Annotated in this window: 14 protein-coding genes; 8 read left to right on the top strand and 6 right to left on the bottom strand. The window is 70.6% G+C overall.

Annotated features, from left to right (window positions below; all coding sequences use genetic code 11):
- Window positions 1–37: 37 nt before the first annotated feature.
- Complete coding sequence (locus ACIRON_RS26340) at window positions 38–568, bottom strand: flavin reductase family protein (protein ID WP_402997041.1); 531 nt, start codon at window positions 566–568, stop codon at window positions 38–40.
- Between the two features lie 255 nt (window positions 569–823).
- Here ACIRON_RS26340 and ACIRON_RS26345 point away from each other — a divergent pair, with 255 nt between their 5' ends.
- From ACIRON_RS26345 to ACIRON_RS26365, 5 genes are all read left to right on the top strand, one after another.
- Window positions 824–1834, top strand: coding sequence for a TerC/Alx family metal homeostasis membrane protein (locus ACIRON_RS26345; protein ID WP_402997043.1), 1011 nt, complete (start codon window positions 824–826; stop codon window positions 1832–1834).
- 96 nt (window positions 1835–1930) lie between these two features.
- The gene (locus ACIRON_RS26350; protein WP_402997046.1) at window positions 1931–3121 is read left to right on the top strand and encodes a sensor histidine kinase; all 1191 of its coding nucleotides are present in this window, start codon (window positions 1931–1933) and stop codon (window positions 3119–3121) included.
- Window positions 3118–3789 carry a response regulator gene (locus tag ACIRON_RS26355; RefSeq protein ID WP_402997048.1) on the top strand — a complete coding sequence of 224 codons (672 nt, stop codon included), beginning with the start codon at window positions 3118–3120 and terminating at the stop codon, window positions 3787–3789. The genes ACIRON_RS26350 and ACIRON_RS26355 overlap by 4 nt, the downstream gene beginning before the upstream one ends.
- 75 nt (window positions 3790–3864) lie before the next feature.
- On the top strand, window positions 3865–4506 hold the full coding sequence (locus ACIRON_RS26360) for a DUF2867 domain-containing protein (protein WP_402997050.1): 642 nt from the start codon (window positions 3865–3867) through the stop codon (window positions 4504–4506).
- Window positions 4503–5516: a hypothetical protein gene (locus tag ACIRON_RS26365; protein WP_402997053.1), complete on the top strand. Its 1014-nt coding sequence runs from the start codon at window positions 4503–4505 to the stop codon at window positions 5514–5516. Before ACIRON_RS26360 ends, ACIRON_RS26365 begins: the two co-directional genes overlap by 4 nt.
- A 56-nt stretch (window positions 5517–5572) precedes the next feature.
- On the opposite strand, the gene ACIRON_RS26370 is transcribed toward ACIRON_RS26365, so the two are convergent.
- The 5 genes from ACIRON_RS26370 to ACIRON_RS26390 are packed head-to-tail and all read right to left on the bottom strand — an operon-like array spanning window position 5573 to window position 9231.
- Window positions 5573–5899 (bottom strand): putative quinol monooxygenase, encoded by a 327-nt coding sequence (locus ACIRON_RS26370; protein ID WP_402997055.1) that lies wholly within the window; start codon window positions 5897–5899, stop codon window positions 5573–5575.
- On the bottom strand, window positions 5896–6384 hold the full coding sequence (locus ACIRON_RS26375) for a DUF1097 domain-containing protein (RefSeq protein WP_402997058.1): 489 nt from the start codon (window positions 6382–6384) through the stop codon (window positions 5896–5898). Before ACIRON_RS26375 ends, ACIRON_RS26370 begins: the two co-directional genes overlap by 4 nt.
- A 12-nt stretch (window positions 6385–6396) precedes the next feature.
- Complete coding sequence (locus tag ACIRON_RS26380) at window positions 6397–7431, bottom strand: NAD(P)-dependent alcohol dehydrogenase (RefSeq protein ID WP_402997060.1); 1035 nt, start codon at window positions 7429–7431, stop codon at window positions 6397–6399.
- Window positions 7428–8186, bottom strand: coding sequence for an iron-sulfur cluster assembly protein (locus ACIRON_RS26385; protein ID WP_402997063.1), 759 nt, complete (start codon window positions 8184–8186; stop codon window positions 7428–7430). The genes ACIRON_RS26380 and ACIRON_RS26385 overlap by 4 nt, the downstream gene beginning before the upstream one ends.
- A gap of 1 nt (window position 8187) precedes the next feature.
- Window positions 8188–9231 carry an amidohydrolase family protein gene (locus ACIRON_RS26390; protein WP_402997065.1) on the bottom strand — a complete coding sequence of 348 codons (1044 nt, stop codon included), beginning with the start codon at window positions 9229–9231 and terminating at the stop codon, window positions 8188–8190.
- A gap of 154 nt (window positions 9232–9385) precedes the next feature.
- Here ACIRON_RS26390 and ACIRON_RS26395 point away from each other — a divergent pair, with 154 nt between their 5' ends.
- The 3 genes from ACIRON_RS26395 to ACIRON_RS26405 all read left to right on the top strand — a co-directional run bounded on the left by ACIRON_RS26395 (window position 9386) and on the right by ACIRON_RS26405 (window position 14696).
- Window positions 9386–10858 (top strand): GAF domain-containing protein, encoded by a 1473-nt coding sequence (locus ACIRON_RS26395; protein WP_402997068.1) that lies wholly within the window; start codon window positions 9386–9388, stop codon window positions 10856–10858.
- A 90-nt stretch (window positions 10859–10948) separates the two neighbouring features.
- Window positions 10949–12556, top strand: coding sequence for a serine/threonine-protein kinase (locus ACIRON_RS26400; RefSeq protein WP_402997071.1), 1608 nt, complete (start codon window positions 10949–10951; stop codon window positions 12554–12556).
- 82 nt (window positions 12557–12638) lie between these two features.
- Window positions 12639–14696 carry a protein kinase gene (locus tag ACIRON_RS26405; protein WP_402997074.1) on the top strand — a complete coding sequence of 686 codons (2058 nt, stop codon included), beginning with the start codon at window positions 12639–12641 and terminating at the stop codon, window positions 14694–14696.
- Window positions 14697–14702: the final 6 nt, after the last annotated feature.

Raw genomic sequence — 14702 nt, forward strand, 5'->3', positions numbered from 1 at the left:
TCTCGTGATGTGGTGGAGAGACCGTCGAGGTCGACGGTCAGGAAGCCTTCTCGGGCAGGATGCGGTCGAGTGGGAGGGTGCTGACGGACGGGCCGAGCGACCAGTAGTGCCGGTCGTGGTGCAGGAGCGGGTCGGCCGACTCGCCGAGGTCGACCACGTCGATCTCGAGCAGCACCAGCCACGCCTCGCCGGCGGGGATGACGCGGGCCACGCGCCCGGTGAAGCTGGCCGCGGCGTCGTTCAGGACCGGCGGCTCCCCGGGTGCGAGCGTCCAGCCCTGGGCGAGCGTGAATCGGGGCGCGCTGCGGTCGGCGAAAGCTGCGGCCACATCGGCCTGGGACTCGGTCAGGATGTGCACCGCGAGGCGGTCGCTGCCGGTGAGTGCCGGCCCGGAACGGCCGGACCGGGAGACCGAGAACGACAGCATCGGTGGGTTCGCGCTGACCGAGGCCACGCTCGACACGGTCGCGCCGACGGGTCCCGTCTCGGTCGAGGCGGCGACGATGGCCACGCCGGTGGGGTATCGACGGAAGCCGGCCTTGAACTGGTCGGTGAGTGTGTCGCTCACACCCCCTCCTCTCTCTGTTGGCAGTGACGCTAAAACATCAAGTCCAGTTGAGGTCCAGTCATCCACGGTGTGATCGCCGACTCATCCGTTTGTCCGCGGCTGAGATCATCTGGAGGGGTCGGGAGCGCTGCTTGTTAGACTAGTTAAGCGCTTGTCATACAACCTGGGTTGGCCTGCTACGACTTCGAGGCTTGGACCTCGGTCGCCTAATCTTCCCAAAGAACCGCTCTGCCTCACGATCTAAGGAGTCCCTTCGTGGACGTCTCCCCGCTCATCTGGTGGTTGACCATCGGCATCGCCAGTGCCGTGCTGCTCTTCGATGTGCTCGTCATCGGCCGACGACCGCACGAGCCTTCGCGTCGGGAGCTGATCGTCGCGCTGAGTGTCTACATCGGCCTGGCGATCCTGTTCGGCATCGGGGTCTACGTGTTCGCGGGCCATGAGTTCGGCACGCAGTTCTTCGCGGGCTGGGTGACCGAATACTCGCTCTCGGTCGACAACTTGTTCATCTTCATCATCATCATGTCGAAGTTCGCGGTGCCGAGGCAGTACCAGCAGAAGGCGCTGCTGATCGGCATCATCCTCGCGCTCATCTTCCGCGGCGTCTTCATCGCGGTGGGTGCGGCGGCGATCGAGAACTTCAGCTGGGTCTTCTACCTGTTCGGTGCGTTCCTGATCTACACCGCGGTCAAGCTGGCCATGGAGGGTGGCGAGGACGAGGACGAGTACGAGGAGCCCGCCGTGGTGAAGTTCCTCGAGCGCCGCATCCCGCTGACCTCGCAGTGGACCAGCGCGAAGATGTTCATCCGCGAGAACGGCAAGCGGGTCGCGACCCCGATGTTCGTGGTCGTCTGCGCCCTCGGCACCACCGACCTGCTGTTCGCGCTCGACTCGATCCCGGCGATCTACGGTCTGACCAACGAGGCCTACCTGGTCCTGACCGCCAACATCTTCGCGCTGATGGGTCTGCGCCAGCTCTACTTCCTCATCGGTGGCCTGCTGGAGCGGCTGGTCTACCTGTCCTACGGCCTGGCGATCCTGCTCGGGTTCATCGGCCTCAAGCTCGTCTTCCACGCTCTCCACGAGAACGAGCTGCCCTTCATCAACGGTGGCGAGCACGTCGAGTGGGCCCCGGAGGTCTCCATCGAGGTCTCCCTCAGCGTGATCGTCGGCATCCTGGCCATCACCACCATCCTGAGCCTGCTGAAGTCGCGCAGCATGACCGAGAAGGAGCGCGACGACGCCACCGGTCCGCGCAGCATGTGACGCTTCGTCGACACCCGGCTGAGCCGGGACGGCCCGCAGGCCCGCTCCGATCGGAGCGGGCCTGCGGGCGTTCCCGGGCGGCACTAGGGTGAGCGCATGACCGTGGCAGCCGCTCCCGGACCCCGCTGGCTCGGGGACGTCGGACAGGTGGCGTTGGCCGGGGGGCTCGCGCTGGTTCTGCTGCCGGTCGGGTGGACCTCGGTGGTCGACGGTGAGGTCAGCACGGCGTGGGAGATCGCGCTCCTGGTGGCGCTGGCGGCTCTTCACGCCGCGGTGGCCACCGCCCGGCGCTGGCCGCTGCCGTCGTACGCCGTCGGGGCACTGGCCGAGCTGGTGCTGGTCGCCGCTCCGGACCTGGGCGGGCCGACGGCAGCGGCCGCGGGGAGCGAGTACGGGCCGGTGCTGCTGCCGAGCAGCCTGTGCTTCTTCGTGCTGCTCTACGCGGTGAGCGCGCAGGACCGGCGGCCCTGGCCGGGGATCGCGCTCGGGATCGGGCTGGTGGGGTGCCTGGTGACCGTCGTACGCCTGTCAGGGTTCGACGGCACCGGCCTGCAGGGGTGGACGTGGTGGCTGATGGTGGCCACCGCCACCGTGGCGGCCACGGTGGCGGCGTGGGCTCTCGGCAGGTTCCGGGCGACCCGGGCCGCCTGGATCGACCAGCTCGCCGACCGGGCCGCCGCCGAGGAGCGCCAGCGCATCGCCCGCGAGATGCACGACGTGGTCGCGCACTCGCTCGCGGTCGTGGTCAGCCATGCCGAGGCCGGCCGGATGGTCGTCGGGCAGCAGCCGGAGCGGGCCTCGGGCATCCTCGACACCATCGCGACCACCGGCCGCGAGGCCCTCATGGAGATGCGCGGGCTGCTCGGCGTACTCGGCGGCGAGTCATCTCGACAAGCTCGATACATCGCCTCGACCGAGCCGCAGCCGGGGCTGGCCGACGTCGGCGACCTCGTCGAGCGGATGCGCGCGGCAGGGCTGACGGTGCGGCTGGAGGTGGACGAGCCCGGACAGGTCGCGCCGGCCGTCGGGCTGACCGCCTACCGGGTCGTCCAGGAGGCGCTCACCAACGTCACCCGCCACGCAGGGTCAGGTGCTGTCGCGACGGTGTCGGTGACCCGTGCCGGACGCCGGCTGACGGTCGAGGTCAGCGACGACGGCGTCGGGATCCAGCGTCCGCCCGGCCGCGGCCTCAGCGGGATGCGCGAACGGGTGACCGCGGTGGGCGGCACTCTCGAGGCCGGGCCGAGCGGCGAGGGCTGGCGCGTGCGCGCCATGATGCCGCTATGAGCGAGATCCCGATCCGCGTCGCGATCGTCGACGACCAGGAGCTGATGCGCTCGGCGCTCAGGATGATGGTGGAGAGCCAGCCCGACCTCGAGCTCGCCGGGGAGGCGGCCGACGGTCACGAGGCGCTCGCCCTGGTGCGTACGAAGCGGGTCGACGTCGTCCTCATGGACCTGCGGATGCCCCGCCTCGACGGGATCCAGGCGACGGCCGCGATCACGGGCGAGCTGCCGGCGACACGGGTGGTCGCGCTGACCACGTTCGACCTCGACGACTACGCGTTCCCGGCGATCCGGGCCGGTGCCAGCGGCTTCCTCCTCAAGGACGCCCGGGCCGAGGAGATCGTCGAAGCGATCCGCACCGTTCACGCAGGTCACGCGGTGGTTGCGCCGTCGACCACGCGACGGCTGCTGGAGCACGTAGCGACCGCACCGGCGCCCGACAACGGTCGGGCCGCCGACATCCGGGCCACCCTCACGCCCCGCGAGCTCGACATGCTGCTCGAGCTCGCCACCGGTGACAGCAACGCCGAGATCGCCCGCCGCGTGCACCTCTCCGAGGCGACGGTGAAGACGCATGTCGGCCACGTGCTCGCCAAGCTCGGCCTGCGCGACCGGGTGCAGGCGGTCGTGCTGGCGTACGAGACCGGGCTAGTGGGTCCCCGGAGCTGAGTCTCATCCCAGAGGCTGAGAAGCCCGCGACCTGAGGGCGACGAACCGCCGCCGGGCGCGGACCAGTGTGGAGGCATGACCACACAGACACCCATCAGAAACAGACCGCTCCCGTCGGGCGTCTACTCCGGCAGGCCCTGGCGGATCCACGAGATCACCGAGGACTTCGACCTCGAGGACGTCTGGGCCTTGCCCGTCCAGGGCGGCGCCGACGACTTCCCACGCTTCGTCGAGGCGTTGATGTCCGGCGACGACCGCGACTTCCCGGCGGCGTACCGCTTCCTATTCGCGGTCCGCTGGGCGCTCGGCCGGATGCTCGGCACCGACGAGGACGAGCACGGCCTGGGCCGACGCGTCGCCTCGCTTCGCGACCGGCTGCCCGACAACCTCCGGGACCACCCCGCACCCGAGCGCGACACCAGCCCGTTCCAGCCGCTCTACCTGACGGATCGGGAGTACGCCGCGGAGATCGCCAACCGCACGATGCACGGTGTCCTCCACCTCGCCTGGGTCGAGGACGCGACCGCTCCCGACGGCTACAGCGCGCAGATGAGCGTGCTGGTGCGGCCGAACGGGCTGTTCGGGGACGTCTACATGAGGTTCATCAAGCCGTTCCGCTACCTCGTCGTCTACCCGGCGCTGCTGCGCACGGTCGGCCGGCGCTGGGAGACCGCTCGGGGGATGGGCCGATGCGATGTATCGAGCTTGTCGAGATGACGACCACGATGGAACGTACGCAGCCCCGCTCCGCTGTGCGACGGGCCGCCCCCTGGGTGGCCGGCGCCTGGGCGCTCGCCTCCGGTGCCCTGTCGGGCCTGGCGCTCCTCGGGCGGATACCCGACCCGTGGGCGCCCGAGGCGGCCTCGCCGCTCGGCGGTCTCAGCGGCACGCAGATGTCCTGGATCACCACCCTCGCCGCGCTCCTGGTGCTCGTCGCCGGGATGGTGGGCGCCGGCGCCGGGGAGCGCCTCACGCAGCGCCGTGCCGGGCGGCTGCTGGTCGTGGTCGGGCTCGTCGTCGCGCTGGTCGTCTCCGACGTACGCGCGCTGATGTTCCTCGGCTACCTGCCGCAGATGCTGCTCGCGCTGGTCGGTGCCGGACCGGCGGCGGGCGAGCTGAACTGGGGTCTCACCGTCGACTCCGGCATCGCGCTCGCGCACGCGGCCGGCGGGCTGGCGGCCGTGGTCGTCGGCATCGGCCTGCTCGAGCGGGCTGAACCGGGCGGCCGGATCGAATGGAGCCGCTGGGTGCGCTGGGGGCGCCCTGCGGTGACGGTCGCGATCGTCGTACCGCTTCTCTACGCCATCACCCGGATCGCCTGGGCCGCGGGCGTGCCGCTCGGGATCCGGCCGCAGATGCTCGACGAGCTCGGCAGCGGCCGCTGGGCCGGCCTGGGGCTGGGTCTCTTCGCGGTCGTCGGGGCCCTGCTGACCTGGGGTCTGGTCGCCCGATGGGGCGAGGTCCTCTGGTCCTGGGTGCCAGGGGTCGGCGGCCGCGAGGTCCCGGTCGCGATGGCCCTGGTTCCCGGGATCCTGGTCGCCGGCGCCGTCACCTCCGCCGGGCTGTCCTTCTGGCGGATGGTGTTCGCCGGCGACCTGTGGACGGTCCCCGGGGCCACCTCGGACTGGGCGGCGTGGGCCCCCGAGATGCTGTGGCCGCTGTGGGGCGTCGCGCTCGCCGTCGCCTGCCTCGCCTACCTGGGGCGGCGCACCGCAGCGCGCGGATGACGTACGGATCCCGCTCGACCTGGAGTCACCCCAGGTCGAGCGGGATCTGTGGGGCTTCAGCCGGTGACCGCGAGCTCGCCGAGCTCGGACCACTCCTGTCCGGGGACATTGGTGTTGACGATCCGCGGCGTCTCGGCGAGATGGCGCGGGAGGTCGGCCTGGGCGTGCTTGAAGTGGGCCGAGGTGACATGGGCGGCGCCGGCGTCGTCGTCGGCGAAGGCCTCGAGCAGGAAGTACTCGTTCGGGTCGTCGAGGCTGCGGGCCCAGTCGAACCAGAGGTTGCCGGGCTCGGCCCGGGTGGCCTCGGTGAACGGGCCGGCGATGGCCGGCCAGTCCTCGGCGTACTCCGGCTTGATGCGGAAGCGGGCGGCGATGAAGATCATCGGGTGCTCCTTGATGTCGCGGGGATCGGTTGGGACGGGCGTTCGACCGCGGCCTGGATCCGCCGCCCGGCGATGTCCGAGAGCCACCCGAGCCCGGCCCCGACCACCAGTGCGAGGAGCGTGCCGCCGAGGTCGAACGAGGTGCCGAAGATGACCGCGGTCCCGGCGAAGGCACCAGGGATGAAGGACAGCAGATCCACGGCCGCCTGCAGGCACAGGATGAACGCGACGAGCGTGACCACCAGGGCCACCGCGCCGGTGAAGGTGGCGTACGTCAGGACCAGGCTCGCGCCGTACCCCCACAGTGCGCCGGCGAGGTTGGCCGCGAGACCTTTCAGGAAGCCCTGGCGACCGCCTCCCGCGGCGAAGTAGCAGGCCCAGGCGACGAAACCGACCCAGGTGATGAGCGCGAGCTCGATGCTCACCTGGGTCCAGATGCCCGCGAGCACTCCGACCGAGATGCCGATTCCGAGGAGCTTCTTCATGTCGTCGCCTCCTCAGGGGACCAGGATCGCGCGGCCGCGGACCCGGCCGGCGTCGAGGTCGGAGATGGCGGTCTGGAAGTCGTCGAGAGCGTACTTCTGCGTGTGCAGCGTGACGGCCCCGCGGGCGGCGAGCGCCATCAGGTCGCACAGGTCGTTGTAGGAACCCACCAGGTTGCCGATGAAGTTGATCTCGGCCGAGATGATGTCGATCGTCGGCACATCGATGTTCTCGCCGTAGCCGACGACGTGGTAGTCGCCCGCCTGGCGGAGCATCCGGACCCCTTCGGCGGTCGCGCCACCCTCGCCGACGAAGTCGACGAGGACCTCGGCGCCCTGGCCGTCGGTGAGGTCCAGGACCTGGTCGACCTGGGTGCCCTCGGCGACGACCCCGTGGTCGGCACCGATGTCGAGGGCGAGCTTCACCGCGTCCGGGTTGCGGTCGACGACGATCAGCTCGGCCGGGCTGAGTGCTTTGAGGACCTGGATGCCGATGTGCCCGAGCCCGCCGGCGCCGATCACCACGCACCGGTCGCGCGGGGTCAGCCGCCGGGCGGCCTTCGCGGCCGCGTGGTAGGCGGTCAGACCGGCGTCGGCCAGGGCGGCCACGTCGGCCGGCTCCAGGGAGTCGTCGATCTTCACCACCGAGCGCGCGGAGGTCTTCAGGTACTCCGCGTAGCCGCCGTCGGTGTCGATGCCTGGGAACCGGTTGAGCTCGCAGTGCACGTCGTCGCCCGAGCGGCAGGCCCTACACAGGCCGCAGGTGATCAGCGGGTGCAGGATCACCTTGTCGCCCTCGGCGACGTGGGTGACGGCGGGGCCGACCGCGTGCACCCAGCCGGCGTTCTCGTGGCCGATGGTGTAGGGCAGCGCGACACCGGACTTCTCCGCCCACTGCCCCTCCAGGATGTGCAGGTCGGTGCGGCACACACCGGCGCCGCCGATCCTGACCACGACGTCGAACGGTCCGGTCGGCTCGGGGGCCGGGACCTCGGCCATGGCCAGCGGCTGGTGGTAGCCGACCACCTGGACGGCTCGCATGGTGCTCATGATGATGCTCCTTCTCGGTGCAGGTCGGTCAGGGGTACGAAGGCGGGCGAGGTGACCTCCTCGCCGTAGCGCGTCGCCAGCAGGCCACGGCAGAAGTGCGCGTTCCCGTCGATCGAGATCCGGGTCGAACGCGCCCTCCGCAGCGCCAGCGGGATGTCGCCGGGTCGGGCGTCGTCGTGGTCGACCAGGACGTACGCCTCCGGGAGGTCGGGCAGCCCGAGGACCGCCCGGCGGCGCCGGAGCGAGGCGGTGAACTCGTCGTCGGGCAGGTCCTCGAGCCGGACCTCGCCCACGGCGTCCTCGGCCAGGTCCGGCCGCCCCCGCAACAGCCGGGTCAGGCAACGCTCGAGGGCGGCCGTGTGGGCCTTGCGGTGGAACGTGGTCCGCAGCTCGTCCAGGGACGACTCGGCCTCGTGGCGGAAGGTGCCGAGATACCCGGCATCGGCCGCCAGCCCGGCGTTGATCAGGTCGGAGTCGTGGTGGTCGTCGAGCTCGACGACCACCTGGTCGGTCCACGGCAGCGCGGTCAGCGCGTCCTTGGCGTCGCTCGCCATCAGGTAGGCGAAGTTGGGCGAGCAGAACGACGTCGGCAGTCGCAGGTGGACCTCGACCCTGACCGGCACGGTCGCGGAGACGGTCAGTGACCGGACGAAGCCCAGGTCGGTGATCGGCTCGTCGAGCTCGGGGTCGACGACGGCGTGGAGCGCGGCGTACGCCTCGGTGGCGCGGGTGTTCTCGCAGGTCAGCAAGGTCATGTCACACCGCCGCGAGGTCGGCCCGCTCGGGCTCACGGGGGCCTGTCGCGGTCTCGTCCGCCGTGGGCAGCCGCAGCTCGGCGGGCACCTCCAGGTCGTACATCTTCGCGGCGTTGAGGCCGAGGATCTTCTTCTTCTGCGCGACGGTGAGCGGGGCGTACTCGGTCATGTCCTCCGGGATCTGGAAGTCGACGAACCGCTCGATCAGCCACTTCGGTGTCCAGATGGCGTAGTCGGAGGAGAACTGGATCCGGTCCTCGCCGATCCAGTAGACGAGCTCGCCGAGGATCTGCGCGAAGTAGCGCGGCCGGGTGTGGATGAACGGCATCGCGACCGCCAGTCCGCCGTGCACGTTGGGCTCCTGGGTGGCGATCCAGCAGAAGTCCTCGAGCCGTGGCAGGCCGACGTGCTCGACGATGAAGTTGAGGTCGGTGAAGTCGCTGGCGACGTGGTCGATGTCGGCGACGTCGAACGCGTCGCGGTCCAGCGGCCGGATCGTCGGGCCCTTGTGGATGTGGATGTTGGTGATCCCGAGCTCGCGGCAGGCCTCGAAGTAGCGGTACGCCCACGGGTCGGTCAGCTTCCAGCCGCGCGACTCCCCGTGCCACTCGGCGGTGTAGAGCTTGACGCCCTGGAGCCCGAACCGCTCGGCGTCGGCGTGGAGCTGTTCGAGCCCGGCCTCGCCGTTGCGGGGATCGAAGTGGTGGTTGTACGTCAGCCTGTCCGGGTGCTTCGCCGCGAGCCGTGAGGCCTCCTCGGTCTGCCCGAACCCGTTCGTGTAGAACTCGCCGAGGTGGGCCGGCTGGAAGATCGCGTGGTCGACGTAGCCGACCTCGAACAGGTCGTGCATCAGGCGCTCGCCGCCCTGGTAGAGGTAGTCCTCGTAGGACCAGTGCTCCGACTCGGGGGAGAGGTTGCGGTGGTAGTCGTAGAAGCAGTCGATGAACTGCTTGCCGTGGATGTTGCGCTGGTTCTCCGGACGGGCGTCCCAGAGCGCGACGTGGGCGTCGACGATGAAGTACGACTCGTTGTCCTTGGTGTACATCAGGGTTCTCCGATCTGTGGCTTCCGTCACAGGACGCTAGGGCGGCCGGGGCGCACGGATCAGGGGTGCGGCGTCTCAATGTGAGACCTCGACCGTCTCAATCTGAGACGCTCGTCGGCCGTCGCCGTCGCCCGGCGGATGTAACGTCGATCACATGACCGGCCGCCACCCCATCGCGCAGCGCACCGCGGCCGTCGACGCGTCGGCGCTGGCGCCGCGCGTACGTGCCTCCTGGCAGCGCAGCCAGGAGTACGGGGTCTCGGTCGAGGAGGTCGACCCGGTCTTCTCCGGCGCCTACGACCAGGAGTCGCTCTTCTTCCAATGCGGCCAGGAGGTGCTCGACGACCTCCACCGGACGCTCGTCGGCGAACCGGTCAGCCTGATGCTCACCGACCCCGGCGGTCTGGTGCTCAACCGGCTCAGCGGCGACCAGCAGCTCCTCCGGGACCTCGACGCCGTCCACCTCGCGCCGGGGTTCAGCTACGCCGAGCGCGCGGCGGGCACCAACGGGCTCGGCCTCGCGCTGGCCGACCGGACGCCGACCGTGGTGCGCGCCGAGGAGCACTACTCGCTCTCGCTGTGCAGCTACACCTGCGCCGCCGCGCCGGTGATCGACCCGATCAGCGGACGCCTGGAGGGCAGCGTCAACCTGACCACCTGGTCGGAGTCGTCCCACGACCTGCTGCTCGCCCTGGCCCAGTCGGCGGCCAGCAACACCGCCTCGCTCATGCTCGCCCGAGCCCATGGCCGGTTCCCGCGGCCGGCTCCCCGTGGCGAGGTGTTCCGGGTCGAGGCGCCCCGGCTCGAGCCCGGCGCCGGCAGCCTCCGCGACCTCTCCTCCGCCTGGCGCGAGGCACTGGGCAGCGTGCGCGACGCGCTCCGGGTCGGCCGACGGGTCGCCGTGGTCGGGGAGCCGGGGGTGGGTCGGACGACCCTGGTCGCCCAGGCGTTCCGCGACCTGCGGCCCCGCGACCGGATCCTGGCGGCCTCCGCCCCGGAGCCGGCCGACGCCGAGGCCTGGCTGTCGCTGTGGACGCCGGAGCTCGCCAAGCAGGACACCGCGGTGGTCGTACGCGACGTGAACACGCTTCCTGCCTGGGTGGCCGAGCGGCTGCATGCCCTCCTCGTCGAGGCGGCGCCCGGCGCGGTCGCCGGAGTGCCGTTCGCGATGACGGCCGAGACCTTCGACGGCATCCCGGCGGCCCTGGCCGACCTCGTCGACACCGTGGTCGAGGTGCCGCCGCTGCGGGAGCGGCCCGAGGACGTACTCCCGCTGGCGCATCAGGTGGGCCTGCGGGTGCGGGGCCGCGAGGTCGCGCTGACCCCGGCGGCGGAGCGGGCGCTGCACGACCACGGCTGGCCCGGCAACGTCGCCGAGCTCGTCCACGTCGTCCAGCGGGCCGTGAGCGCCGGTGACCAGATCGATCTGCGCCACCTTCCCGCCGACGTACTCTCCGACACCAGGCGGCCGTTGTCCCGGATCGACGCGTTCGAACGAGGTGAGATCGTCCGCGTCCTGACCCGTCCGGGGATCACCATGCAGGAAGCAGCCGCGGAGCTCGGGATGTCGCGCGCCACCGTCTACCGGAAGGTGCAGCAGTACGGGATCCGGCTGCGGCCGGGGTAGCCCGCGGGGGAGCCGAACTCTTGGCCAAGTCCAGGAAAACTCTCGGTTGAGGCCGGGGCGTCAGGGGTGCTCACCAGGGACTATGGACCCATGCGTATCCGTCCCCCACGCGCCGGTCGCCAGCATTTGAACCATCTGACCGGACAGGGCGGACCCGCTCTGAGCGTTCAGAATCTCGCCGACCGGCTTGTCCAGCAGCACCCGTTCTCCGCTGATGAGGCCTCGAGCATCGTCGCGCAGGTCGCGCGCATCCTCGCCTCGGGCCACGCAGCGGGGAAGCTGCACGGAGACATCAGACCGGCCACCATCGGGTACGCCCCGGACGGCCGGATCGCTCTCGTCGGTGCGCCCGCGCCCCGCGGCGGGGAGGGCCTGCCGTACCTGTCCCCCGAGCAGATCGACCGCCGTCGGATCGGACCCGCCAGCGACGTCTACTCCCTCGGCGCCGTGTTCTTCGAGCTGCTCGTCGGCCGCCCGCCGTACGCAGGGATCGAGCCCGAGCGGGTCGGCACACTGGTGACCGTTCCCGGCCACCTCGACGGCATCACGACCGCCATGCTCGACCCGGACCCGGCCAAGCGTCCCCGGGCCGACGAGGTGGCGACCGTGCTCGAGAGCGGGGTCGCCGCTCCGCCGAAGCGGATCGTGCGTCCGACCGACATCAGGGGCCCGCGCCTCTCGCCCACGCTGCTGGGTGTGCTGATGGTCCTGATCCTGCCGGGGTTGGTCTTCGGCGGCTGGAGCACCCTGCGGGCCGGCGACAAGATGTCGGACGTCGGCAGCGCCGAGCCGCTGGCCGACATCTTGCCGGCCAGCTTCCAGCTCGCCTTCGACCTCTCGATCGAGCGCGACGCGCTGCGGACCGATGCGGCACTGACCGAGGACTTCCTCCAGATCACCGACCGGTCCATCGATGCCTGGACCGTGGCCGTCGAGAAGCTGGACACCGCCGGCGATCCGGGCCTGCGGCGGCGTACGGAGAGGTCGGCGGCGGCCCTCGAGCGGCTCTCGGACATCCGTGCGGCCGCCCGGGCGGGGAACAGGTCCGGCAAGCTGGCGGCCGTCGGGCTGTACACGAACGCGGTCAACGGGCTCTTCGACCTCGCCGTCGAGCTGCCGTCGTTCCGGGACGACGAGCTGGCGGAGCAGGCCCGGAACCTGGAGCTGATCGGGTCCGTCTCGGAGGTGCTCGGACTCCAGCGGAGGATCATGGCGAACGCCTTGCGCAACGAGCGGATCAGCAACCAGGGCATCGCCGACCTCAGCGCGGCCCAGGACTCCTGGGCGACCCACTCGGAGTCCATCTACACGCGCGCCGATCCGGCGACGCGGCAGCGGCTCGACCGGATCTCGGGCCGGTCGTTCGAGTTCGGGTCCTACGCGGTCTCCTCCCAGCGTGCCGTCATCCGGGTGCTCAACGCCCGTGACATCGAGGACGTCGTCAGGCAGCTGGAGGACAGCGACGACGGCAGGCCCGTGGACCAGCTCTGGCTCGCCGATGCGGCCAGCTATGTCCAGGACCTCAAGGAGGTGGTCGTCGACGCCGCCAACCGGCTCGCCGACGACATCGAGCGCGAGCACAGGGATGCCCAGAACCAGACGATCGCCTGGGGAATCCTCACCGGCATCGTGCTGGCGGTGCTCGCCGCGCTGGGCGTCGCGCTCCTTCGCGCGCGAGGGCGATCAGTTGATGCGTAAACCGGCGACAATAGCAAAGATCGGCGGACTTCATCGGTGCGTACACGAGACGCACGGGGTGTGAGTCCGACAACATATGCGCATGCGAACGCGCCCCCCGATCGCAGGCCGCTACCGCCTGCACCGACTGCTTGGACGCGGCGGGATGGGCGAGGTCTGGCAGGCAGCCGACATCAGGCTCGAACGCTGGGTCGCCGTGAAGGTCGTGGAGACCTCGGCCGACCCCAAGGTGACCGAGCGCTTCCGGCGTGAGGCGCTGTCGACGACGGCGGCCAGCCACCCCGGCACGGTGCAGGTGCACGACGTCGGGGTCGAGGAGACCGAGTACGGCAGCATCGTCTACCTGGTCATGGAGCTGCTTCCCGGCCCGACGCTGGCCGACCGTCTCGAGAAGCAGGGGCGGTTCACCGTCGAGGAGGCGAGCGAGGCGATGGTCCAGGTCGCGCGTACGCTCACCGCGGTCCACACCTCCGGGATCATCCACCGCGACATCAAGCCGTCCAACCTCGTCTACGACGGCGACGGCCGGATCCGGGTGCTCGACTTCGGTATCGCCCAGCTGGCCAGCCATCAGGCCGAGCGACTCACCTCGACTCGCCACGTGATGGGGAGCCTGCCCTACATCTCGCCCGAGCAGGCTGCCGACAACGTGGTCGGCCCACCGAGCGACATCTACGCGCTCGGCTGTGTGTACTTCGAGCTGCTCACCGGACGCGCTCCGTACGCCGGCTCCGAGCCGGTCTCGATGATCTACCAGCACGTGACCGCGCCGGTCCCGCACGTCAACGACGTGGTCACCGTGCCGTCCCATGTCGACGAGTTCGTGGCGTCGATGATGGACAAGGACCCCTCCCGGCGACCCACCGCCGGCGAGGTCGTCGCTTTCGCCCGTCGGCCCGAGGTCGTGCCCGCGGTTCCGGCCGGCAGCCGCGAGCTGCCCGCCGGGCTCAAGCCCCTGGCGCTCCCGTCGTCCTCGTCCTCGTCGTCCGCGGCTTCGTCGGCCCCCTCGATCTCGTTGGTGACAGCGGTCGCCGGCGTGGTCGAGTCGGCGCAGCGTACGCCTCGGTCCCATGCGGCCCCGAAGCCGAGGTTCCTCCGCCCCCGGGTGTTCGCCGTGCTGCTGGTCCCGGTGCTGATCGCCCTGGTCCTCAGCGGGCTGACCTTCGCCGACGCGCTGGAGGAGCGGTCCGTCTCCACCCGCGCGATGACGATCGCCGGAGCGCTCCCGGAGAGCTATGAGCTCGGGATGGACCTCATCTTCGAGCGGGACGCGCTGAGCTCCGACCAGGTCCCGGCCGCGGTCCGGGAGGCCTATCGCCAGGTGACCGACGACTCGATCGAGGCGTGGCACGACGACATCACCAAGGTCGACCTCGCCGACACCCCGAGCCTTCGGGAACGGGTCGAGCGCACCTACACGGTCCTCAAGAGCATCGACGCCTACCGCACCGACCTCGAGGACGGCGACAAGGCGAGCACGGAGGCGGCGGTCGCCGCCTACACCGACACCGCCTACGAGCTGCTCGACTTCGCGACCGAGATGCCCAACATCCGCAACGAGAACATCTACAAGCAGGTCACCAACCTCAAGTACGTCCGGTCGGCGTCCGAGTCGCTGGGGATCGAGCGCACGTTGATGGTGCCGGCGCTGATGACCGGGAAGATCGACGAGGAGTCGTTGGACGCGATGAGCGAGGCGCGTACGTCCTGGCAGCTCACCTCGCGCTCGTTCTACGGCGACGCCCCGAAGGCCACCCAGAAGGCGCTGGACAAGATCTCGGACGGCACCTTCGCCGACGGGTCCCGGGGCCTGGTGTCGCAGAACGCGGTCGTCCAGGTCATCAACGACGGCTCGCTCGCGGGCGCGGTCCGAGACCTGGAGACCCACGCCCCGGGGAGGCCGGCCGCGCAGGTCTGGTCCGAGGACATGACCCGCTTCATCCAGCTCCTCAAGGACACCATCGTGGCGATGACGCTGATCGTCTCCGACGACGTCGGCGAGGAGCACCGCGGCATCCAGATGAAGGTCGTCCTGAGCGGGGTGCTCGCGGTCGCGGCGCTCCTCGCGGCTCTCGCGCTGCTGGCCGGGATGTTCGTCCTGCGCCCGCTGCGTGGGCGCCGGCGGTCCGTCGACGGCTGAGCGGCG

Origin of the sequence: Nocardioides sp. NPDC101246 (assembly GCF_044767415.1) — a bacterium.
In the GTDB taxonomy this organism is placed as follows: Bacteria; Actinomycetota; Actinomycetes; order Propionibacteriales; family Nocardioidaceae; genus Nocardioides.